This window comes from Paenibacillus sp. 01T442 (assembly GCF_056398345.1).
In genome coordinates this window covers 141,358-164,399 of sequence record NZ_JBFTPF010000006.1, presented here as the reverse complement: position 1 = coordinate 164,399, position 23,042 = coordinate 141,358, and the positions used below count along the sequence as shown (strand labels likewise).

The 23,042-nt window shown below is 44.0% G+C and carries 20 protein-coding genes; 5 read left to right on the top strand and 15 right to left on the bottom strand.

Features of this window, described 5'->3' with window-relative positions:
- Positions 1–105: 105 nt before the first annotated feature.
- Positions 106–855 carry an HAD family hydrolase gene (locus AC1DLM_RS08285; RefSeq protein WP_477569690.1) on the top strand — a complete coding sequence of 250 codons (750 nt, stop codon included), beginning with the start codon at positions 106–108 and terminating at the stop codon, positions 853–855.
- 18 nt (positions 856–873) lie between these two features.
- On the opposite strand, the gene AC1DLM_RS08280 is transcribed toward AC1DLM_RS08285, so the two are convergent.
- Complete coding sequence (locus AC1DLM_RS08280; RefSeq protein ID WP_477569689.1) at positions 874–2,616, bottom strand: EAL domain-containing protein; 1,743 nt, start codon at positions 2,614–2,616, stop codon at positions 874–876.
- A gap of 187 nt (positions 2,617–2,803) precedes the next feature.
- On the opposite strand from AC1DLM_RS08280, the gene AC1DLM_RS08275 reads away from it, so the two are divergent.
- A complete protein-coding gene (locus AC1DLM_RS08275) occupies positions 2,804–4,375 on the top strand; it encodes a response regulator (protein WP_441987983.1) in 1,572 nt (523 codons plus the stop codon).
- A gap of 63 nt (positions 4,376–4,438) precedes the next feature.
- Here the strand turns inward: AC1DLM_RS08275 and phoU are convergent, their stop codons facing one another.
- The 5 genes from phoU to AC1DLM_RS08250 form a co-directional block, all read right to left on the bottom strand.
- Entirely contained in the window at positions 4,439–5,098 is a 660-nt protein-coding gene (gene phoU / locus AC1DLM_RS08270) for a phosphate signaling complex protein PhoU (protein WP_441987982.1), read from the bottom strand.
- Positions 5,099–5,121: 23 nt separating this feature from the next.
- Positions 5,122–5,889 carry a phosphate ABC transporter ATP-binding protein PstB gene (gene pstB / locus AC1DLM_RS08265; RefSeq protein ID WP_441987981.1) on the bottom strand — a complete coding sequence of 256 codons (768 nt, stop codon included), beginning with the start codon at positions 5,887–5,889 and terminating at the stop codon, positions 5,122–5,124.
- Between the two features lie 3 nt (positions 5,890–5,892).
- Positions 5,893–6,750 carry a phosphate ABC transporter permease PstA gene (gene pstA, locus AC1DLM_RS08260; protein WP_171633932.1) on the bottom strand — a complete coding sequence of 286 codons (858 nt, stop codon included), beginning with the start codon at positions 6,748–6,750 and terminating at the stop codon, positions 5,893–5,895.
- On the bottom strand, positions 6,747–7,685 hold the full coding sequence (pstC, locus tag AC1DLM_RS08255; RefSeq protein WP_477569688.1) for a phosphate ABC transporter permease subunit PstC: 939 nt from the start codon (positions 7,683–7,685) through the stop codon (positions 6,747–6,749). The genes pstA and pstC overlap by 4 nt, the downstream gene beginning before the upstream one ends.
- A gap of 170 nt (positions 7,686–7,855) precedes the next feature.
- The gene (locus AC1DLM_RS08250; protein WP_477569687.1) at positions 7,856–8,773 is read right to left on the bottom strand and encodes a phosphate ABC transporter substrate-binding protein; all 918 of its coding nucleotides are present in this window, start codon (positions 8,771–8,773) and stop codon (positions 7,856–7,858) included.
- Between the two features lie 254 nt (positions 8,774–9,027).
- On the opposite strand from AC1DLM_RS08250, the gene AC1DLM_RS08245 reads away from it, so the two are divergent.
- A complete protein-coding gene (locus AC1DLM_RS08245) occupies positions 9,028–10,950 on the top strand; it encodes a methyl-accepting chemotaxis protein (RefSeq protein ID WP_477569686.1) in 1,923 nt (640 codons plus the stop codon).
- A gap of 159 nt (positions 10,951–11,109) precedes the next feature.
- On the opposite strand, the gene motB is transcribed toward AC1DLM_RS08245, so the two are convergent.
- Together motB and motA are read right to left on the bottom strand one after the other, a co-directional pair.
- The gene (motB, locus tag AC1DLM_RS08240) at positions 11,110–11,916 is read right to left on the bottom strand and encodes a flagellar motor protein MotB (RefSeq protein ID WP_477569685.1); all 807 of its coding nucleotides are present in this window, start codon (positions 11,914–11,916) and stop codon (positions 11,110–11,112) included.
- Positions 11,913–12,710: a flagellar motor stator protein MotA gene (gene motA / locus AC1DLM_RS08235; RefSeq protein WP_477569684.1), complete on the bottom strand. Its 798-nt coding sequence runs from the start codon at positions 12,708–12,710 to the stop codon at positions 11,913–11,915. Before motA ends, motB begins: the two co-directional genes overlap by 4 nt.
- Positions 12,711–13,052: 342 nt before the next feature.
- Between motA and AC1DLM_RS08230 the strand changes: the two genes are divergently transcribed.
- On the top strand, positions 13,053–13,925 hold the full coding sequence (locus AC1DLM_RS08230) for an aldo/keto reductase (protein WP_441987975.1): 873 nt from the start codon (positions 13,053–13,055) through the stop codon (positions 13,923–13,925).
- Positions 13,926–14,350: 425 nt separating this feature from the next.
- On the opposite strand, the gene AC1DLM_RS08225 is transcribed toward AC1DLM_RS08230, so the two are convergent.
- The 7 genes from AC1DLM_RS08225 to AC1DLM_RS08195 form a co-directional block, all read right to left on the bottom strand.
- Entirely contained in the window at positions 14,351–14,848 is a 498-nt protein-coding gene (locus tag AC1DLM_RS08225; protein ID WP_477569683.1) for a metallophosphoesterase family protein, read from the bottom strand.
- A 104-nt stretch (positions 14,849–14,952) separates the two neighbouring features.
- Positions 14,953–15,375, bottom strand: coding sequence for a 3-keto-alpha-glucoside-1,2-lyase-like domain-containing protein (locus AC1DLM_RS08220; RefSeq protein WP_477569682.1), 423 nt, complete (start codon positions 15,373–15,375; stop codon positions 14,953–14,955).
- Positions 15,376–15,379: 4 nt separating this feature from the next.
- Entirely contained in the window at positions 15,380–16,846 is a 1,467-nt protein-coding gene (locus tag AC1DLM_RS08215; RefSeq protein WP_477569681.1) for a right-handed parallel beta-helix repeat-containing protein, read from the bottom strand.
- Positions 16,847–17,028: 182 nt separating this feature from the next.
- On the bottom strand, positions 17,029–18,048 hold the full coding sequence (locus tag AC1DLM_RS08210; RefSeq protein WP_477569680.1) for an SGNH/GDSL hydrolase family protein: 1,020 nt from the start codon (positions 18,046–18,048) through the stop codon (positions 17,029–17,031).
- A 5-nt stretch (positions 18,049–18,053) separates the two neighbouring features.
- Positions 18,054–18,878, bottom strand: coding sequence for a carbohydrate ABC transporter permease (locus AC1DLM_RS08205; protein WP_477569679.1), 825 nt, complete (start codon positions 18,876–18,878; stop codon positions 18,054–18,056).
- Complete coding sequence (locus AC1DLM_RS08200) at positions 18,863–19,747, bottom strand: carbohydrate ABC transporter permease (RefSeq protein WP_477569678.1); 885 nt, start codon at positions 19,745–19,747, stop codon at positions 18,863–18,865. The genes AC1DLM_RS08205 and AC1DLM_RS08200 overlap by 16 nt, the downstream gene beginning before the upstream one ends.
- 64 nt (positions 19,748–19,811) lie before the next feature.
- Entirely contained in the window at positions 19,812–21,188 is a 1,377-nt protein-coding gene (locus tag AC1DLM_RS08195) for an ABC transporter substrate-binding protein (RefSeq protein WP_441987967.1), read from the bottom strand.
- Positions 21,189–21,392: 204 nt separating this feature from the next.
- Between AC1DLM_RS08195 and AC1DLM_RS08190 the strand changes: the two genes are divergently transcribed.
- Positions 21,393–23,033, top strand: coding sequence for a response regulator (locus AC1DLM_RS08190; RefSeq protein ID WP_477569677.1), 1,641 nt, complete (start codon positions 21,393–21,395; stop codon positions 23,031–23,033).
- Positions 23,034–23,042 lie beyond the last annotated feature (9 nt).

Sequence of the window (23,042 nt, the reverse complement as noted above, 5' to 3'; positions counted from 1 at the left end):
ATAGCATACGAAATTAAAATAAAAAAACGGTTCCCTACATAAACATGTAAGGAGCCGAAATTTTACAAGGTAGGACGGTCAGGTCTTCAGAAGGAGGTTCTCCGTATGAGTCCTTTTTTCTCACCCACACGTAAAAAGGTTATATTTTTTGATATGAATAACACGATCCTTGATCGCAGGCAATGYTTCGACTCCGCTTTTCTTGAAGTTATGCAGGATTTCACCGCACGGTGGGAAACAGAGGATTCGAAACTGACCGCGCAAGAGGCACTCCTTAGCTATAAGTCCGAGTGGAGCCGCCATCGCAAATCGCCTATCCGAAGCCCTATCTCGCCAGATGAGTTGCGACATATTTGTCTGATCAAAGCACTCCATCCTTTACCGATGCAAGTGAGTACAGCGTTTACGCGATCCTTTTTCAATCAAATCGAAGAGAAAGAAGACCATTTCGTTGCTTTATTCCCAGGGGTAGAAGACACACTAGAGGTGTTGGCACGTCAGTATAAACTGGCGATTATCAGCAATGGAAATCGAAATCGACTACAACGTAATTTGGAGAAAATGAAGCTGACCTCATGGTTCGACCAAGAACGTTTATTTACAACGGAGAATGATGGACCACGAAAGCCGCATCCCGCGATTTTTGAGCAAGCCCTGAAATCGATGAACACGGCTTCCGGACAGAGTGTGATGGTGGGAAATTCGTGGCGTAACGATGTGGTAGGCGCGGCTTCTACCGGGATGGATGCAGTCTGGATTCACCCAGCCAATATTAAGAAAATCTCTGAGCGGCRGATTGGGAAGCAGAAAGTTATCATCGTTCGTTCATTTAAACAATTAATCTATACGTTCTGAAACACCTTCCAGCATTCGTTAGCCAATCGTTTGAAAACAATAAATACTGCCTTGATGCGCCTTTGCTTTCTTTTTGAGCTGAGCCGCTGTTTGAGAAATATAGTCTAGTGAAATAGGGGATTCACAGCTGCAGATGACTAAGGACAAGGACACCGTGACCCCTTCGCTTTTCACTTGTTGGCCCCCCCGATCCACCACATACTCCCAATCTTCACCTTCGTAGAACATCCGGACACCGGTTTCGAACCGATTGATGATTTCCTGACACAAGAGTTTCGGTGATAATGAGCTGGAAATTGCAATAAAATCGTCACCGCCGACATGACCGACAAAATCGTTTGGTGTTCCATAGAAAGCGATAGCTTGCTGCATTAAGTCCGCCATATATTGAATTAATTGATCCCCTTTTTGAAAACCAAAACGATCATTGTACCATTTAAAATAATCCAAATCAGCATAGATCACGTGAAAAGGCACTCTCGCCGTAATTCGTTTGTTCAATTCTCGATTAATTTGCAAATTCCCAGGAAGACCTGTTAGTGGATTCGCAACGCGTGCTGATTCCATTTTCACATTCGTTATACTCTCTAAAATTGTTCGTATCGACGCTGATCCCGCCATTTTCCCCTGGCTTGTAATGATGACAAGATCGTATAAATGATGAATCGCCCGTGAAGTTGCCAACTGGGACACTTGCTCCACAGGGGTTAACTCGTCTACGATCAAAGGTGAAGCATCCATCACGCTATCAATCGTACGATTCCAGTACAGTGAGTAGGCATATTGGCCAGCCAAATGTTGGAATAAGCGATCTCGCATCATAAGTCCGCGCGGCTCATCATCATGAACAATAACAACCCCGACAGCCTCTTGATTCTTTTTGAAAAACTCCGCGATTTCAGAAATTTGCGCTTTCGTTTGGAATACACCAACAGGTGTTTTCAGCTCGCCAATATGCCAAGTCATAGTGCCTCCTTGTACGTTGCGATGCTGCCAGATGGTCATTTTATGTATGTCTTGAACAGTCGCAATGGATGTAGAAGGTCTCCCKAGTAAAAAACCTTGCGCATAATGCACACCCATTTGAGTTAATTTGGCTAGTTCCTCTACCTGTTCAATGCCCTCAGCGATCAACGAAATGTTCATTTTCTGAGCAAATGTAACGAAGGTTTCGAGAATATAGGCTTTCACTTTATTCAAATGAATATTTTCTATCAGTGAACGATCGATTTTAATAAAATCAGGCTGAAGCTCGGCAATCGCTTGGAGTGAAGAATACCCTGCCCCCGCGTCATCAATCGCAATGCGATACCCCTGTGTCCGATAATGGGCTAGAATTTTCTTAGCCAAAGTAAAGTCCTCAATCGAGCTTCTTTCCGTAATTTCGAACACGACATTGCTCGGACGAAGTCCATACTGCTGCAGAATCTCAAGCGTCTTACCTGGAATAAAGCCAGGGTCCTCTAAAACGTGTGACGAGATATTAATAAATAACAATTGCTGGCCATGTTCCAAAATGGATCCTTGTATCGCCTTCTCACGTGCTAGCCTCTCTAGACGATATAGCTCGCCTTGCTGCTCCGCATACTGAAACATCGCGAGTGGTGAATGAAAAGGGCCGTCCACCGGACCGCGAGTTAAAGCTTCATACCCCATCACTTGCCCATCTTGCAAGGATACAATGGGTTGATAGACGGAAGAAATACGCTGTTCTTCTATTAATTTATGAAACTCTATCGCGACTTCTGACTGAGTAAGCATGTGCATCATCCCCATCTATTTCTGCATGTATCCCAAGTCTATCAAACCAAATGATAGGTAAGATTAACCATATGTAAAATGTATGTAAAGACTTTAAGAAAAAAAGAGGGAATTACACTTTTTCCGCGAAAAGGTGTGATATGGATTGTAGGTGCGTATAGCAGATCTTGTGCGGAAAGGACGACCGATGGAACAACAAGTAAAAATCTTGGCGGTAGATGATCGCTATGAAAACTTGCTGGCTCTGAATAGCATTCTGGCCTCTTCTTCTTATGACGTGATTTCATTGCAATCTGGGGAAGAAGCACTTCGCTATTTATTAAAAGAACCTGCAGACCATATTGCAGTTATTTTGATGGATGTGCAGATGCCAGGTCTTAGCGGTTTTGAAACCGTAGAATTAATAAAGCAACGGAAAGCCTGTCAAGATATCCCGATTATTTTCCTAACAGCTTTAAGCACCTCGATTGAGCATGTATTACGTGGCTATCATGTGGGTTCCATTGATTATTTATTTAAACCGGTACATCCCAAAATGCTGCGCATGAAGGTGGATGGCTTCGTTAACATGCATCTGAACCATCAGAAGCTGAAGGCTCAAAGTGAGCTTTTACATAAACGCACATTGGATCTAGAAGAAACGAATCGCAAGCTTGCAGAGGCTGAGGAGAAATTAATAGAGCAAAACTTACTTCTCGAGAATTGGGTTGAAGAACGTACGTCTGAGCTGGTCGATGCTCATGAGAAGCTAATGAACTCCCAAGAGCATTTCAAAAAAATGTTCATCCTCTCACCTTCCTTAATGGCCATCCGCCGTCTTCCTGATCTTACCTATCTGGATGTTAATGAAAGTTGGAAGCAGCATACAGGCTATGGAGACGAGGTTATCGGCACATCCTTGAATCTATTGCGTGATGATCTTAATAATATTGCTAAATATGGCGATATTGTCCGTAATGAGAAAGTTCGTTATGTGACCAAAACTGGGGACATTCGGACTGCGCTCTTATCCACAGAGATCATCGATATCGAGGATGAAAAATGCATGCTGCATGTCGCAGTTGATATTACGGAAAGTCTTCGATTTGAAACTGAAATGGCACGTCTTGCTCAATTAAACCTAGTCGGCGAAATGGCCGCAGGTATCGCGCATGAGATACGGAATCCGATGACGACGATCCGTGGCTTCCTTCAACTATTTCAAGAAAATGATCGCCATATGCAAAAAGAATATATCCCCATCATGTTGGAAGAGTTGGATAGGGCCAACGATATTATTACGGAGTATCTTTCTCTCGCCAAAAACAAGCAATCCTATCAACGTCCTGAGAGTATCAATCGGATCATTGAGAGCTTGCTGCCTCTGATTCAAGCAGAAGCCGTCATGTCAGGCAAGCATGTTAATGGTCAATTCGGTTATTGTCCGGAGATACAACTTGACGACAAAGAAATGCGACAGCTTATTCTGAATATGTGTATGAATGGTCTTGAAGCTATGAGCATAGGCGGAACGCTATCGATCGAAACCTACCAGGAGCCTGAACACGTTGTCCTCTTAATTGCTGACCAGGGCAGTGGCATTAAAGCCGAGCATCTCGAGAAGCTAGGCCGACCCTTCTTCACAACGAAGGATGAAGGCACTGGACTCGGTTTAGCCATTTGCTATAGTATTGCTGCCAGGCATCACGCTACGATTGAAGTGAGTACCAGTTCGAATGGGACAACCTTCATCATCCGCTTTCCGCTTCATTCTAAATGAGAAAAGGGCCATCTCCAGAAGTAGATTTGATCTACTTTTGGAGATGGCCCTTCTCTATATCGCTTACACGTTCAGATCTTTCCGTTTCCCCGTAACCATGTAGATGACACCTTCACCGATATTCGTGGTATGATCAGCCACACGCTCCAAGAAGTGAGCAACAAACAACAGATGGGTCAATTGACGGTTCCGGTGATAATCGGTTCCCATCATCCCCATAAGTTCCTGCATCACCGTACTGTATAGCTTATCTACACGGTCATCTTTCTCAGCCAGCGATGCCGCCCTATGTACATCGCGTTCCGTATAGGATAGAAGGCTCTCGTGCAACATTTCGATAGCGATTTCAGCCATTTGCGGAATGACTTCTAGCGGCTTCACCAATTCTTCACCTGCAAATCGAATCGTGATCTTCGCGATATCGACAGCATGATCGGCAATACGTTCCAAGTCTGTCGCAATCTTCAACGCCGTTCCAATAATTCGCAGATCACTAGCCATGGGTTGTTGAAGAGCAATTAATCGTAAACATAGTTCATCAATGGTCATTAAATAATCATCAATGATATCGTCCTTCTGGATGACTTGCTGTGCGGCTTTCTCATCCAGCTTGGCAAGCGACTCTACGGACTTGTAAATTAAATCCTCGACACTTTCTCCCATTTGCTGTAATTCCTTCTGCAGTAGTGCCAACGACTGATGAAACCCAGGTCTTGCATCCATGTGTATCTCTCCCTTTATGTGTTTTAACCGAAACGTCCGGTAATGTAATCTTCTGTACGTTGATCATTCGGATTCGTGAAGATCTTATCGGTTTGGTCGGTTTCAACTAAATAACCGTTCAGGAAGAAAGAGGTTTTATCTGAAATTCTCGCTGCCTGCTGCATGTTGTGGGTCACGATAATGATCGTATATTTCTCTTTTAACGTTTGTGTTAGTTCTTCTACCTTCAATGTTGAAATAGGATCCAACGCCGATGTTGGCTCATCCATTAGCAATACATCTGGCTCTACGGCGAGTAGTCGTGCGATACATAAACGTTGCTGTTGTCCACCGGATAAACCCATTGCAGACTTATTCAGTCGGTCCTTGACTTCGTCCCAAAGCGCAGCTTGTTTGAGACTGCGTTCTACTATTTCATCTAAAACTGATTTCTTCTTGATCCCGTGAATTCGTGGTCCATAAGCGATGTTATCATAGATACTCATTGGGAATGGATTGGGACGTTGAAATACCATACCCACACGTTTGCGCAGCGAAACGACATCGGAATCCGAACCATAAATATTGTGTCCGTCCACGGCTACATTTCCTGTGATCCGCACATTGTCAATGAGATCATTCATTCGATTCAATGTACGAAGGAACGTGGATTTCCCACAACCTGATGGTCCGATCAACGCGGCAATGGTTCCTGTTTCAATACTTAAATCTACGTCGTGAAGCGCCTGATTATCTCCATAAAATAAATTTAATTTCTCTGCTTTAATTTTATACTTCGTCGCGATAGCCATATGTTATTTCCCCCCGGAAAGTCTTTTTTGTAAGATTCGACTTGGTATCGAAACTAGCAGATTAAAGATTAAGACAACGATGAGTAGTAGCGCAGCACTACCTTTAGCGATTTCTTTCGCATCTGGAACAAGTGATTCTGCACCGATGTACCAAAGATGAACGGAGAGCGTCTCTCCCATTTTGAGCGGATTGAAATCAGGGAAAAAGCGTGAAACAGATAGCCCGGCTGTGTAAATAAGAATCGCTGATTCACCAAGTGCACGGCCAGCAATTAGGGTGATTCCTGTGATTAAGTTAGGTAAAGCGGCAGGAATGAGCACCTTACGGATCGCTTGCCATTTCGTCGAACCCAGCGCTAAGCTGGCTTCCCAATAGGAGTCAGGCACAGTGCGAATAGCTTCCTCCGTAACCCGCACCATGACGGGTAGATTCAAGAGTGCCACGGTGGCCGCGCCACCAATGATTGAAAATTTAAGCCCTAGCAAATTAGCGAACAATAAAAATCCGAATAGACCAAAAACGATAGATGGTACAGAAGAAAGTGCCTCAACCGATATTCTTACAAGGTCAGTGAACCAGTTCTTTTGTGCATAAATAGCTAAGTAGATGCCTGAAAATAAACCGATCGGAATCGAAATCACGAGAGATAAGAACAGGACATAGAATGAGTTGAACAGCTGTGGTCCAACCCCGCCGCCAGCTTTGATTTCTTCCGGCTTACCAAAGATGAAATGCCAAGATAGGTGAGGTATGCCATCCCCTAGTATGCGAACGAGAAACCATGCGAGAATCCCGATAATAATAATACCTGATGCCCAGAAGTATATGGTCGCGATGCGATCCGTTGTTTTACTTGTCATTTGAGTTCACTCCTCTTAGCTACAATTCGAATGATGAGAATGAGAGATAAGGAGATAACAAGTAGAAGCAGCGCCATCAAATAGAGTGCATTGTTCCAAGTTGACCCGTAATTCGTATTCCCCATATCTTTCACGATCGCTGTTGTTAACACTGTGGTGGAGTCAAGAAGCGATTTCGGCATTTGAGGCGAGTTCCCAATAACCATGAATACCGCCATCGTTTCGCCAATCGCACGGCCCATCCCAAGGATGATGGCTGTCAGAATACCAGGTCTCGCCGCTGGCAAGAGTACACGCCACATGGTCTGCCATCTTGTTGCTCCCAACGCAAGCGAAGCCTCTTCCAATCGACCAGGAAGTGAACGAATCGCATCTTCGGAAATAGACAGAATAGTAGGAAGGATCATAATCGCTAAGATGATAGCCGCTGGTAAAATTCCGTAGCCCACCCCGCCTGTAAATTTACCAAGCGCAGGTACAATGACCGTCATCCCGATCAATCCATATACAACAGATGGAATTCCAACAAATAAATCTGTCGCAGGACGCATGATCTCACGCATCCATTTAGGTGCAATTTTCGCCATAAACAAGGCACCTGATAAAGCTAGTGGAACCGAGATAACGACAGCCACAAGTGTCATGAGCAGCGTGCTGTATAGAAAAGGAAACGCTCCGAATTTATTTTGACCAGGTGTCCAATCTGTTGAAAAGAAAAACTCGAGAGGACTAACACCTTGAAAGGTCTTGATGCCTTGCATACCCACGAAAACAATGATAGAGAAAATAATGGCAGAAACTAATGCAGCACTGCCAACAAATATCCATCTCATTATTTTATCTTGTCTATGCTGTCCTTGGGTCCATTTGGTGATGATTGGACGATTCTTCTCGTCCGATTTGGCGCTAGTTAGTTKATCTACTATGGAATTCACTGCGTGATTCCCCTTTCTATTCAGTACACAAGACTTAGTATTATCATAGAATATGAATGTCATTGGATCGTAAATGAATTGTTAAGGGAATGTAAAAGTTTTTCTCTTTTGAACAAAACAAAAGAGCGCTCCATAGTATGCGAGCGCTCTTAGTATGTTCTATTTGATTATTATTTTTTCAACAAATCAGCTGGTAAGAATTTCAACTCACGTACTTGTTTGCCTTGGAAATCCTTACTGGAGATGTAGTCGATGAAAGCTTTAGCAGCGCCAGTCGCTTCACCTTTTGTATACATGTGTTCTACACCAAACAATTTGTACGTACCATTTTTGATATTCTCTTCAGAGAAAGCTACGCCATCAATTTTCAAAGCTTTTACAGTGTCATCAATATACGGTGTATCTACGTAACCGATGGAACCGGATTGGCCTACAACTGCAGTTTTCATCKCACCACTGTTTTCTTGTGTGATTCCGTCTTTCGTGAACTCTTTGCCATCCAAAATAATTTGTTTAACTAGTGTACGGGAACCTGAACTATCCGGACGGTGAACAAGAACGATTTTCGCGTCATTGCCGCCTACTTCTTTCCAGTTCGTGATTTTACCTGTGTAGATGTCTGCTGCTTGTTGTTTCGTTACGTTATCCACTTTTACATCTTTGTTCACGATCAAAGCAAAAGGTGCGATAGCAACTTGGTGATCAACAAGGCCTTTATCTTTATATTCAGCAGCAGGTTCTACGTCGGAGTTACCAATGTCTGAAGTTCCGTCTGCTACGTTTTTAATCCCTGTACCTGAACCACCAGCAGTTACGTTAACAGTTACCTTTGGATTCTTTTCCATAAACTCAGTTGCTGCTTGTTTAACTAATGGAAGAAGTGCGCTGGACCCGGAAGCTGTAACCGTTCCGCTCAATTCTGTTTTTGGCGTTTCACTTGGCTTTACTGAAGCAGCTGCAGTTGCAGCAGGTGTTGCGGAAGCAGCATCTTTAGTTTCTGTTTTAGCGCCGCATCCAACTAAGGACCCCATCATTAGTACCGCTGAAAGTGTGAATGTAATTCCTTTTTTCGACATGAACTTAAACATAGTTAGCATGTCCTCCTTTGAGTTTATGTTTCTGGATTGTTCGATCCCCATCTGCTTGTGTGTCGAACGACCTTACTTCCATATGGTAACAAGCGAATGTTAAATACAAACCCACGAAACGTAAACGTAATGTAAAACTTTTAATTTACAAATCATTTACATAGTTCGACGCTTAAGTTAATAGAAACCCCCTATATTAATAAGTAGTTAGGCGGAAAAATGTCTAAGCTTGTCTATTTATAGGAGGTATACATATGCGTATTATGTCATTATCCAACTTTTCTATGCGTGCAAAATTAATCGCAAGCTTCAGCGGCGTATTGCTCATTTTCTTGGCCGTGGCCCTGTTCAATCTGAATCAGGTGACACAAATTAAGCATCATATGACCGATCAGAATGATAAAGTAGATCTGAAAGTGATGGCGCTTGAGCTGAAAAATTTGGTTCAGGAGATGAACATCATCGCATCCGGTCTTGAAATTTCGAAGAAACCTGAATTTATCGAGAAATACAACAGTAAACGAAAGCCTTACAATGATTTCATTCAGAAGATAGGGGATACCGCCAGCACCCCAGATCAGCAAAAATGGCGAAGCCAGTTAATCCAAGCCTCGGTTGATTACATAAACAATTTCGATTCAGCAGCTAAAATGGTTCAGGATACCAGCATCAAGCCATCCGATCTTCAGATTAATCTTTTGTACTTATATAGTGAATCGCAAGAGTTGAAGGATAACATCTTTGGATTGGTTGATAAGTTTTATGTAACCTACGCGGACGGCGCCGCAGCTGCAATTGCTGACTCCTCCAAAGCACTTAATGACAGCCGTACGATCATGATTGTGGCTTCTGCTTTCGTCTTTTTCCTAACCTTGGTCATCGCTTTTCTCATTATTACATCATTCACACGTCCGATTTCCGTTCTGCAAAAAGCCGTCGCTCGCATTGCTTCCGGAGATTTAACCCACACCATTAATTCCTCTGCCAAAGACGAGCTTGGACAATTAAGTAATAACTTCGACCAAATGATTAAACAGGTTAGGCTCATGCTCGGCGCAACCAAGGGCATCGCTTCTTCCTTATCTGCCCATTCGAATGAATTCCATCGCTTCTCACAGCTAACGGCTTCGGCTAACTCAGATATCCTCAAAGCGATCCACGAGATATCAACAGGTGCAGATGAACAAGCGATGAAAACAGAGAGCAGCTCGCTGCTCATTGCTGAGCTTGAGGATGAGATCCGCGGTATCAGCGCGTATACCAATGAAATGAAACGCAGCAGCGACGAGGCTGCTGCCAATACGCAGCAAGGTACTGCGTACGTGCAAGCGCTCAAAGCATCGACTGCGCAGTCGCAGCTCCTGCTGCAAAAGGTAGATGCAGCGATGCAGACGCTGAGCGCCAGCTCGAAGCAGATCGGCGCCATCGTGCGCTCGATCATGGAAATTTCAACGCAGACGAATGTCCTAGCGTTGAATGCCGCGATCGAAGCGGCAAGAGCCGGTGCGCRCGGCCGCGGCTTCTCGGTGATCGCGGACGAAGTGCGCGAGCTGTCCCTGCAAACGAACGGATCGTCGAGGACGATCAGCGGTATCATCGGGACGCTGCAGGGACAGATTCAGGAGCTGCAGCTTTCACTGGGAGATGCGCGTGAATCTGCGCTAACGCAAAGTAACCATGTGGAGGAAACCTTCGGCTCCTTCAGTAGAATTGAGCAATCGACGTTAGTCATCCGTGAGCAGATTGTGCAGATTCACCAGAAAATCGAACAAGCCCAATCGAAAAACGATCACCTTGTCGATTCCGTCCAATTCGTTGCCGCTATTGCGCAAGAAACAGCTGCAGGTGTTGAAGAGGTGAACTCGACCAGTATTCAACAGGACGCATCGATCCGCCGTATTGCCGAAGAGTCAGATGATATTCTTGAGCTGGCTGAGCAACTTTTTGCAGAAATTAGCAAGTTTCAAATTGCGGAGATTCTTAGTGTGGACGAGCCAATAGAAATCCGTGCGGGTGGAGAGCTCATCGTGGAACAAATTGTGGAACAAATCGGAGCGATTGAACAGGAATTGAATGCAGAGCCCGTATTTGAACAGCGTCGTGAAGTAACTCAACAGAAGGCACACAAGGACGAGGAGTTACGACAAGAAAAGAAAGAATTAGTCGGGGTCAAGTAAGGATTATATAAGAAGAAGCTGTTTCAACGGTAGAACAGCTGCCCTCTTCTTGACCCGAGTTAGTCGGTTTCTCCGACTAACTCGGGCTTGCACACAAGCAAAAGAGCTAAGCGCTTTTAAGCCGCTTAGCTCCTTTGCTTTTCAATCATTTTTAACATTTTATTTCGCAATCTCATCCGTTGCCTTGATGTTTCGGAGGATGCTCACTTCTACTCGGCGATTCTTGGCCCGGCCATCGGTTGTCGTATTCTCAGCAATAGGACGATACTCGCCATAGCCAACGGAGGAATAAGATGCTGGCTGAATCTTGGTGTTAACAAGCAGTAATTTCATAAAGTTCACCGCGCGCTTGGCACTTAAATCCCAATTCGTCTCAAAATCCGCCCGATGAATCGGTATATTATCCGTATGTCCAGCTACCTCGACCTGATAGCCAGGGTATTGCCCCAATAAATTTGACATCGATGTGGCTAGGATTTGGGATTCCTGCTTAATTATCGCAGATCCAGAATCGAAGAGTGCTCGATCGCTTATGGTAATCGTCAACTTTTCATTATCCAACTTGGTTGTCAACTGTTCACTCATGTTATTCTCTTTAATGAACGCATCCATACTTTTCTTTAGTTCTTCCAGATCCTTCTCTTCCTTCTGAAGCTTAGCAGCTAGCTGACTCTCGATTTTATTCTCTTCTTTGGAAGGAGGATTCTGGTTCTTAAAATTATTTTTCGTCGAATTCGCAGCATCATTAATTGGAATTAAATTTGACATGGCGAATGGCGCTTCGCCACCTGTGAAAGCATTATTTAACGATCGCATAATGGAGTCGTATTTTTTAGAGTCAAGTTGACTTGATGCAAACAGAATAATAAAAAGGGCCAGTAGTAATGTCAATAAATCCGCATAGGGAATCAACCAGGTTTCATCGACATGTTCTTCATGATCCTCGTGCTTCTTTTTTTTACTCACTGTCCGGATGCCCCTCCCTCCATGCTTTCTTCATAGGACTCACGATCCTTGTTAGCAACAAAAATCATCATCTTCTGCTTCACGGAATTGGCAGACACACCAGATTGGATGGAAAGTAAACCTTCTACGACCATCAACTTGATTTCAACCTCTTTCTTGGACTTCTGCTTAAGTTTATTTGCAAAAGGGTGAAAAATAACATAGCCCAAGAAAATACCGAACATGGTAGCAACGAAAGCTGCTGAAATCAAATGACCCAACTTCTCAACTTCACTCAAATTACCGAGTGCTGCGATAAGCCCTACAACGGCTCCAAGTACCCCTAATGTAGGCGCATACGTACCTGCTTGTGTAAAAATACTTGCAAATTTCTTATGTCTAGTTTCCATCTCAGCAATATCTTCAAGTAGAACATCCMGCACAAAGTCAGGGTCATTCCCATCGATAATCAGACGCATTCCGCTTTTCATAAAAGGATCCGAAAGTTCCTCAGCTTGCTTTTCCAAAGAAAGCAACCCCTCACGACGCGTAATGCTCACCCAGTTAATGAACGTTTCGATCAATTCTTTTTTGGGCATTAGTTTCTGTTCCGTAAAAATAATTTTTAATAAGACCGGAATTTTCTTGATTTCATCTAGCGAGAAGGCTATGAGCAGCGCTGAAGCTGTTCCACCGAAAATGATTAATGCAGCCGCAGGATTTAATAAGGCCGCTAGACTTGCTCCCTTTAGTACCATACCAAAGCCAATGGATACTGCAGCCAGCACAATACCAATAATTGATGATTTCTCCATGCTTCATGCACCTCTTCAAGTAATCGATTTATGTATTTCAACTTGTTAGACCAAGCTTTCGACATTAACTGAGTCCTATATTCATAATAAGTTTAATTTCGAATTACTACAATCCTTTTCCGTAAAAATATTAGGCCAAAAGACCCATTTGTTCATCATTTCGAACCAATTGGGTCGAATCCTGACGAAAACCTCTACCGTTTAAATTATATAAGGTTCAATCGGATTCCTCCTTATTTCGCTCTCTTTCAAAATTCAACCCTTGTGGTAAAATTGGTATGTCTTGGTATCCATTGTGGGAACGATAGGACATAATAACTTCAGCTTGCCATTGTAGGAGGAATGATTGGATTGGAGAAAAGACCTTTTGGACAGACAGGGGCACATTTCCCACTATTAAGTTTTGGCGCCCAACGTATTGTAGATGAACATAACTGCACGGAGGAACAGGCGATTCAGATTGTGAATCGTGCCCTCGATGAGGGAATTACTTACTTCGACACAGCGCCTAGCTATTCTAAAGGGCAATCGGAAGAGCGTTTAGGTAAAGCACTAGCTCTGCATAATCGCAGGGACGAGGTATGGATTGCAACCAAGACCAATGACCGTACGCGGGACGGTTCCTTGCGACTTCTCGAAGACAGCTTGAAGCGTCTGCAGACGGATCACGTCGAAGAGTGGCGTCTACATAATATTATGAAAATGGAAGAGCTCGATCAGTGTTTGGCCAAAGGAGGCGCACTCGAAGCTTTAATTGAAGCGAAGGAACAAGGGATGATCAAGCATATCTCGATCAGTGGTCATACGAATCCTCAGGTGCAGCTCGAAGCGATTGACCGCTATCCGTTCGATAGCGCACTTGTCGCACTGTCCGCAGCGGATCACCTTGTTTATAGCTTCGCCCATGAGTTCCTGCCCAAAGCCAATGAAAAGGGTATCGCGGTGATCGGCATGAAAGTCATGGCGTTGGGCAAATTGGCGCCGTGGTATGAGAAAGCTTTGCGCTACACATTGTCGTTGCCGATTTCTACGGCTATCGTTGGCATGGAGTCTATGGAGCAGCTAGAGCAGAATCTTGCGATAGCGAAAAACTTCAAGCCGATGACCGATCTCGAGCAGCTTGATTTCTTGAAGGAGATTATGCATCTGGCGAATCCGGATGTGCTGAAGTGGAAATCGACGGATTGGGTATCCGGCGAGTGGTATGAGCGGTAGCAACAGCAAAAGCAACAGCAAAAGCAACAGCAAAAGAGGCCTTCTCAAAAGTCAATTTGACTTTTTGAAATAGCCTCTTTTTTCGCTAATGACCGATGAATACTAAACCTGCTTCCCTCGTATAACTGGATTTTCTCCATCTATTTGAAGTGGAATTCTCGAATTTGAAAGATTAACTGTATTTCCTGTAGTTAAATCCCTTCGATTTACTCGTTTCTTCAAATTTCAGACAAATTAAATGTACTTTTTCCATCTAATGCTCAAAATACGTCAGATTCGATCAAATTAGCTGTAGTTTATACATCTAAACACGAATTGGCAGTCACCATGCGTTCACAAGCCTCCAACCAACCTCAATCCAACCTCAATACTACGCCCAAGCTCAGTATGCGCCGAACATTTGATAAGCATCGCTTCACAGTAGACTACTCTTTAGAATCGTAGAAGAAATGCTCCGCCTTCCATTGCTCCCCTAATTTAAGAATGCCATACGAGTAGCGAGGCTGTCTTCTTTTATCCGTAGGTGAACCTGGATTGAACATGATCGTCCCTTGAACATTTTGGAGAAACGGGATGTGTGAATGTCCAAAAATCACCATCTCTGGCCGATCAGCCTCGAACGCTTCACGTGCTCTTTCTTCGGTCGTTTTCCGGAAACCGTCCCCATGGATAAGACCTATTCGGAAATTACCGAAGGTTAATAGTTTCTTTTTCCCAAACCTCTCCACAATGTCATCACCGTCATTATTGCCAGCAACTGACTCACACGGTGCAATCTGCTCGACAAGCTCGATGACATGCTCACTCACCCAATCACCTGCATGAATAATCAGATCGACACCTTGTAAGCCTGCTATAAGCGCATCAGGCAACTTCGTGGCACGGTAGGATAAATGCGTATCTGCTATCACACCTATTCGCATCACCTTTCACTCCTTCCAATATCAACTAGTCGTTAAGAATATACTAGTCAGGAAAAAGTAGGAATGCAAATACGTGTTTTAGCGCGTGACTCTAACCAGCAAGATTACTGTGTAACCACAGCATCATCAAAGCTTGCTGTCGACGAAGCCATGCGGTAACCGATTTTGCCTGTACTCAGCTCCGTTGTTCCATTTGTCCAAGTAATAAGCTGCGTATTATTGACCGTTCCATCAATCGTATTGCCCGTTACCTTCACCTTGAGGTCGTACCATGTGTTGATACTTGAACTAAAGGAAGTGCTTGTTAGCATGGTCATAGTCCCGCTTACCTTTTTATACAAATCAAGAGAATTCGTACTGTTGTTGATACGCAGCATATAGTAATTGTTTGCATCTGTGACACGGAAAAGCAGTCCTGCGTTGGCATAAGCGTTATTTAACTTCACTTTCGTGGAATACGTGTAATTCGTCCAAGCACTACCCGCAAAGGCAAGAGCCTCACCTGTTATCAAAGATTGATTGAACACTTTGCTACCATCTGTGATTACGCCCCATGGCTGGCGAACCAGTCTGCAGTTTGTAACCATTCACTCCTGTTAAACCCGTGCCTGTTCCAGGGCTAACTAGTAATGGGTTGGACGTAAGCTTATGTGCATCACTTGGCTCCGAACCGGGATGATTGCCGTAGAAAACGTTATAATCAAACACAGTATTCGTACCACTGCCATAAGAATATCCGCCGCTGCCTAGGTTATAGAAGATGTTATTTTTAAAAGAAGTATTACTCGCGTACCCTCCCCAATCGTTGATTAATAAAATTTTAGTGCCCGCTCCCGCGCCAACATAGATCGTATTGTTATAGATGCTCGTATTCGTAACTGGACCAGCCAATTGAAAAATACGTGTGCCATCGTTCTGACTGATGTTATAACGGACAATGGTGCCATTATTGAAATTACTTGTACCGTTATTACAAATCAGCACGAAGCCGCCTTCATTGTCATGGCTATAGTTATACTGAATAATCGTTCGATTAGAGACATAGTCCGAGTCAAATCCTTGACCATCCAAGCTTCCATGCGTGCTATACGCTTCGTTGTATTGTACGAGCGCATCGTCCGTATTGAACGGCCAGATGGCAACTCCCTCAGCGCCGGAACGCATATTGGCATGATGAACGACATTGTATTGAATGACAGGAGCCGAGCTTACCCGAACCAGAATGCCATCACGCCCGATATCGTATACCGTATTATACTGAATAAGCACGTTGGTGAAACCCGACCACGGTCCGGAATCGACCATGCCGCCCCGATTCATCCAGCGGGAATGCGTCTGAATACCCGTTGAATCCACCGTGTACACGGTATTTCCTTCGATTTTAACATCGTTCCATTTGGTAGATACGGAAGTTCCTAATGCCTGTACAGCGATGCCGCCGTTTTTCTTATCGGTATTAATTCCGTTTACATCGTGAACGGTGAGATTAGAAATATGGATGTAGTTGGCTGTTCCATAATCCGAGGCTACCACGTTGACGCCTAAACGTTTGGCAGTAGTTGTCCCTTTATTCGTCACTTCCAGGTTCATAATTTCCCAGTACTCTTGATTGTACAAATAGACGGCCGATCCACCGCTGCCATCCGCATTCATCGTAAGCCCATTACCGTTAATGAGAGGTTTACTCCCGCTGCCGTAGCTTGAGAGGGTAATTGGGCTGCCAGACACGCCAGAACCCTTCGGATAAAGCTGTCCGGTCCATGTACCTCCGGATTTAAATAAGATCTGATCGCCAGCCACGAACGTTGTCGCATTAACCTTGGTCAAGCTTTTCCAAGCAGTTGCCGTGCTTTTCCCATCTCCGCTGTCATCAGGTCTCGAAGAATCTACATAATAAATTGTACCCGCAGCCATAGCGGCTTTAGGCAAGGTTCCTAGGAAGGAAAGCAACATAAGTATGGCAGCGAAGATGGTAAATATTTTTTTGGCAGAATACATGAATCATTCCCCTTTACGTGTTTGATTTTAAATTTTGTTAACGCTTTCACCTTAAAATAACTCCTCTTAGCATGAAAAAACAAAACCAGAGGCCGTTCACCTAATGAGGCTATGTCTATCATCAGGCAGGTTCACTTTTTTACGCGAATGCTGCTTCCTCACCTCCCTTCAATTCAGACGTTTTACAAATGGACAGAGATCGCCGAGTATAGCCGCTGAGCTATTTGCTCCATTCCAGCCTGAGAGGGATGCACCAAATCATGTGTTTGGTTCTCGKGATCCAACAGATCCCTGCCAGGAATACCAATAATCCCTGGATGATTAAGCTTCAGGACCGCCTGTTGAACAATGTCACGAAACAGATCAGACTTGGGATCCCCTGCAGCATCCATGGCAAACCAGAACATATCCGTGACAAACAGTTTACGCTCGCCAAGCCCAGCAGCTAATCTTTCCAGAAAGATATTAACAGCTTGACGAAACACTTCAGCCGTCCAGTCGTAGACCACATTAATCCCAAGCTCAATGGTGGCGATATCCCAGCCTTCCAGTTCTATCAAATAATCAGCCAATTGCGGCTCGAGCTTTGCTCCACCAGCAAGACCAAAGTTACGCAACTCTGAACCAAGTAGTTGCGCCAGACGAAAGGCATACGTACCTGTAGGCGACCATGCTGAAGCTCCGTGAGTAATCGAAGAGCCGTAGGCTAGGTAGCCTTTACCAGGGACCGACAAGCTATAGGGCGGCTCTACTTCACCTTCGACAGAAGAGAGATACACCTTCCCTTGATAGGGAAGCACGAGACTGTACAGTTCCCTATCGTAGGAGTTTTGCGGATGAATCCCCTCGATCTCTGGTCGCCGTTCATATTTCTTGATGACAATCTTGTTATATCCTGTATGCAAATAAAAAATCTCAGCCTGCAAACTACCGATGACAAGTGCTGCCATTGTTGTAATTKGGGTTTCAAGATGCGGCTCCCACCATAGCCCGACCTCTACCCTTTCGCCGATCATGCGGAATCGAATTTCGGAGCCCGCAGCACTCTGGGCGTTTCGCTGAGCAATTTCATTCAACGTTAGCCGCAGTTTCTCTGGAATCCGGCATAATCGCAGCCCTTTGATTTCGTCTTCCACCCATTCCGTTACATGGTGAAGTTCAACCTTTGCTTCCTTAAGCGGAAATAGCATCGTTGTCATCATATCGATCAACCCTTAACCCCAGACATCGTAACACCTTGAACAAAATATTTTTGTGCGAAAATAAACAGAACAATCGTTGGCAGTACGGCTACAGCAGCTCCGGCCATTTGCAGCGCATAGTCAGCGCCCGCTTCGGTCTGGAAGTAGGATAAGCCTACCGTAAGCAGTTGCTTCTTCATGTCCGTTATGAATACAAAAGGTGAAGCGAAATCGTTCCACGTCCACAAAAAGGTAAACAACACCATCGTGACAAGCGCTGGTTTGGCCAGCGGTAAAATAATCCGATAATACACTTTATAATGCGAACAACCATCTACAATGGCCGCTTCCGATATTTCTTTGGGAATACTAATGAAAAATTGTCTGAGCAAGAACAGGAAGAAGACATCAAAAGCTGCCGGTAAAATAATCGCCCAATGCGTATTGTTTAAATGAAGGTACTTATATAACAAGAACCTCGCTACAATGGTCGTATCGGATGGAATCATCATCTTGGCGATCAAGATCATGAAAATAACATTTTTGAAGCGGAATTCCAGCCTTGCGAAGGCATAAGCCGCCATGGTCACGAGCAGCCCCCTTAACAGAAGAACGCCAAGCACGACTTTAATGGAGTTCAAATACCAGATGAAATAGGTTTTATGCTTGAAGATGGTTGCGAAATTGCCCATAAAGGGATCGCTGATCAGAAGAGAGGCCGGATGCTGCGTCATCTCAAGCGGTGTTTTCAGTGAAAAGGAAATCATAAACAGGAACGGGATGATCATCACAATGCCGATGAGAAGCATCACGTAGGTTAACACTAATTTCGGTTTTAATAATGTACCCATTTTTTTTGCCCCCTCCATTGGATGATCGTAATAACGAGAATAATGGCAAACAACAGAATCGCTTGAGCGGAAGCAAAGCTGTATTTGTTGTAAGCAAAGGCTTCTTCGTAAATATTCAATGAAATAACACGCGACGAAGTACCTGGACCGCCATTCGTCAAGTTACGGAAAATCGCATAGTTCTGAAATGATCCAATAATATTCGTAATCACTAGGAAGAAAGTCGTTGGTGAAATCAAAGGCAATGTCACACTCATAAACTTCTTAAATCGACCTGCCCCATCAAGTTCCGCAGATTCGTACAAATCTTTAGGCACCCCTTGTAACGCCGCTAAATACACGATGGTTGGAAAAGCTAGTGAATGCCAAACTTCAACGCCAGCAATCGTTGGCAGCGAGGTGTGAATGCCTCCCAACCAAAGTGGGGGATGTTCCACGCCTACAGCTACGAGCAGTTTGTTCACAACCCCATCATACGGATTAAGCAAGATGGAAAACACAATCGCGATCGCCACTACGTTCGTAACATACGGCAGCATAATCAACGTCCGTGCTAATGTTCTTAAGTGAAAAGTCGCATTAAATAGCATTGAGAGCAGCAACGCTGCAATAATAACGCCTGGCACATAACAAATCATGAATAGAAAGCTTCTTCCAAATGAACTTAATGCAATGGGATCCTTCAAAACAGCGATGTAGTTCGAAAGTCCGGCAAAGTGCAAGTCCGATAAGCTTTTAAAGCTGTTGTAATCTAATACGCTGATGACAAATGCGTAGAGGGTTGGCAGTAAATAAAAAAGTGCAAATCCTGCCACAAAAGGCGTGACAAACCAGAAAGCAACCTTTTCTTCGTTCGTAATCCGCAGCATGCTCCATTCTCCTCTTTGTAGGAAGGAGGACACCACCATGATGTCCTCCTCCGTCACTTCTCAATTATTGTTTGCTGGCCGCTTGAATCGCTTGGTCTTCTCTTTGTTTAATTGATTTAACGGCATCATCCACTGATTTCTGTCCGGCAAAGTACAACTCAGATTCCTGCATAATAATATTGCTATACTCACTCATCGCACTACCTAGCAATTTCTCTTGCGTGAAGCCTAGTCCATTATCAAGCAATGCTTTGCGAAGGTCATCTGCTGTCACACTGCCTTGTGATTTATCAGCGATATTTTTCAGTACCGCATTCATTTCGTCCTTGCTCAAATTTTTCTGTGCAGGGAATTCGCCTCTTTCTTTATAGCTATTCTCAGCAAAGAACGATAAGAAATCGAACGATTCTTTCGGATGTGCGGATTTTTTATTAATCGCAAGCGCAGAGGTAACCCCGATATTGTTATTGCCTTTGCCATCATCTGGTGTAGGAGGTTGAACGACTCCCCATTTCCAGTCACGCGGATATTTCTCGAAATTGTTTAATGAACCCAAGTACCACGTTCCGATGAAATGCATCGCATACTTGCCTTCTAAGAATCCAAGATTAGACAGCTTCTTCGTCTTAAACTCAATCCAGGACGGCTGAATTTTGTGAACAGCACTCAGATCGTTGTACCATTTAAGCGCATCTTTAAATGCAGGATCATCATAGTTGGAAGTTCCGTCCGCTTTATAACCTGACACATTTTTTTGTCTGGACTGCAAGTACAAGTAGTTATCAAACGTAAGCATGTAGGAGCCGTAGACACCTTTTTCCGGTTTCGTTAATTTTTTAGCCGTCTCAATGTACTGGCTCCACGTCCAGTTTCCAGTAGGGTACGGAACACCTGCTTCATCAAACAGCTTTTTGTTATAAAAGACAGCCCACATCGATAAATTCATTGGCAAGTAGTACACTTCATCCTTGTATTTCGTGAGTGAGTCCCCATATATTTTATCAATATCGTAATTAGCCTGTTTCGCTAAATCTTTCATCGGATACAAGAAATCTCTGGATGCATACTTATTCTGATCGATTGGATTCGAAAGGCCAATAATATCTGTCTTGTCACCAGAGAGCATGGCAATATCGATTTTCTTCATGGCTTCATCTAGTGTACCTGGCAAAATATTAAGTTCCAGCTTGTTCCCCGTTTTGGTTTCCCATTGTTTTTTTAACTTATCGTTAGGCGTGCCATCTTCCCACTCCTTCTGACCCGCTGAAGTAATGAACATGGACAATGTTACAGGATCAGCCTTCTTCGGTGCAGTACTAGCAGAAGCTACCGCTCCTGTTTCTTTCTTCGTTGTGGTAGCGCTACCACATCCGCTCAAAAGGCTTAACCCGACAACCGACGACAAACTTATTAATGCCCAACTTCTCTTGAACCCCTGCATAAAAGCGCCTCCATTTTTCTGTATGCCACATGTTTTGTCTTGCTACGAGTTTCATTCTAGGGGGAATACGGATTAAAAAATAGGGGATGGTTTTTGGATTAGGTTTGATCTTTTTGACAGTTGCCGATTTCGATCGGAAGTTCTTCGAAGTTCCTTTACATGAAAAGAATGCGTGATTATTATAGAGTCAAAGGAGTGAGTCCGATGAACGATACCTATAAAATGATGATTGTTGACGATGAATTCGAGATTCGGGAAGGCCTAAACTCCTTTTATTGGGAACGCTTTCAATTCCAGGTAATTGGCCTAGCCGCCAACGGCAAGCAAGCGCTCGACTTGATGCAGCGAAATGATGTGGATATTGTTCTTACGGATATCAAGATGCCCGTTATGGATGGCATCGAGCTCAGTAGAGCCATTTCCGTGCATTATCCGCATGTCAAAATTGTTATTTTGTCTGGATATAAAGAATTTACATACGCGCGAGATGCCCTTCAAGCAGGCGTATCCGAATATTTGTTGAAACCCGTGGATTTGAAGCACCTCAGTGAAAGTATGATGAAGTTAAAGCTTCTATTGGATACCGAACGGCAATCGTCGTTAAAGCTGCAATCCTATGAGAACCAGTTGGCGAACAGCCTGCCTGCTGCCAGAGATCACTTTTTCCAGTCATTCATCCAAGACCTCTTACCTGAATATCATGAGGCCAAAGAAAAAATGAGCTTATTGGAAATTGAAATGAACGCTACGTATTATTGTTGCGCAGCTGTGAAGTTCGAATCCAATGAGCATCCTGACGCTAGTCTACCTGATGCCAATAAGTTTACGAAGGCTATTACAATTATTGAACGCCATCTCGATGCAGGTCAATGTCATAGTTATACGCTTAAGAAAAAAGCTGGTGAACTAGCCGTCTTTCTGAATCTGAACGCGACATCCGTTCCGCCACGTCGATCCCTTTCCTTGCTTTTTGAGCAAATTATCTCCTCCATTGAACAGGAGACTGGTTGTCGATCCATTATAGGCCTAGGTGAAGTTTATCCGAGTTTGCTCTCTTTCCCGGATTCCTACAAGCAGGCGAGAAGCGTCATGGAACGAAACATTTACTGGGAACGCAGCGGATTGTTTCTATGGGATCCTGCTGAAGGGCTTCAAGTTGAACGCAAAGAATATTCGTATCCCTATCCTTATGAAACCAAATTTCTCGATGCGGTACTGGAAGGCAATCGCGAAAATAGCTCTCTGCATTTCCAACAATTTTGGGACACCTGCGGCCTAGACTCTGAACGTGCTGAGCTCCCCCTCGTCCTCAGATACTTGACTCCGCTCTTCACGATGTTAGAACGAAGGTTGGATCTGCACGGCGCTTCCTTTAAAGCGATGGCAAATCTCCACATGCCTTTCAGCGAGTTTATAGAACAATTTCAGACCTTATCGCAATTGAAAATCGCGTTGGACCGCTTAATTTCAGACATTACAATGCAAATCAAAAAATTAAATGACGTTGTGCAAACGACTTCGCATTCGGCAGTCCAGCAAGTAAAAAAATATATCGAAGAGCATTGCAGCGAAAAAATCACTTTAAATCAAATGGCTGAGCTCGTTTATCTCAATCCCAGCTATTTCAGCATTCAATTTAAAAAAGAAACAGGCATTAACTTTATCGACTATTTAAAAAATTGCCGAATGGAAAAAGCCAAAGAATTGCTGCGCCGCATCGATCTCAAAGTGTATGAAATCGGTGAATTAGTCGGCTATCAAGACCGTAAGTATTTCGCCACTACGTTCAAAAGTTACACGAAACTAACACCGCTCGAGTACCGTCAATCCTTCATCACATATTGAAAGCGGTGT

Bases quoted from the DNA above. Each gene is read 5' to 3' on its own strand.
- AC1DLM_RS08215 (WP_477569681.1), bottom strand. From the start codon at position 16,846: ATGTATTCTGCCAAAAAAATATTTACCATCTTCGCTGCCATACTTATG.
- AC1DLM_RS08190 (WP_477569677.1), top strand. From the start codon at position 21,393: ATGAACGATACCTATAAAATGATGATTGTTGACGATGAATTCGAGATT.
- AC1DLM_RS08200 (WP_477569678.1), bottom strand. From the start codon at position 19,747: ATGCTGCGGATTACGAACGAAGAAAAGGTTGCTTTCTGGTTTGTCACG.
- phoU (WP_441987982.1), bottom strand. From the start codon at position 5,098: ATGGATGCAAGACCTGGGTTTCATCAGTCGTTGGCACTACTGCAGAAG.
- AC1DLM_RS08275 (WP_441987983.1), top strand. From the start codon at position 2,804: ATGGAACAACAAGTAAAAATCTTGGCGGTAGATGATCGCTATGAAAAC.
- pstB (WP_441987981.1), bottom strand. From the start codon at position 5,889: ATGGCTATCGCGACGAAGTATAAAATTAAAGCAGAGAAATTAAATTTA.
- AC1DLM_RS08225 (WP_477569683.1), bottom strand. From the start codon at position 14,848: ATGCGAATAGGTGTGATAGCAGATACGCATTTATCCTACCGTGCCACG.
- AC1DLM_RS08195 (WP_441987967.1), bottom strand. From the start codon at position 21,188: ATGCAGGGGTTCAAGAGAAGTTGGGCATTAATAAGTTTGTCGTCGGTT.
- AC1DLM_RS08205 (WP_477569679.1), bottom strand. From the start codon at position 18,878: ATGGGTACATTATTAAAACCGAAATTAGTGTTAACCTACGTGATGCTT.
- pstA (WP_171633932.1), bottom strand. From the start codon at position 6,750: ATGACAAGTAAAACAACGGATCGCATCGCGACCATATACTTCTGGGCA.
- AC1DLM_RS08230 (WP_441987975.1), top strand. From the start codon at position 13,053: ATGATTGGATTGGAGAAAAGACCTTTTGGACAGACAGGGGCACATTTC.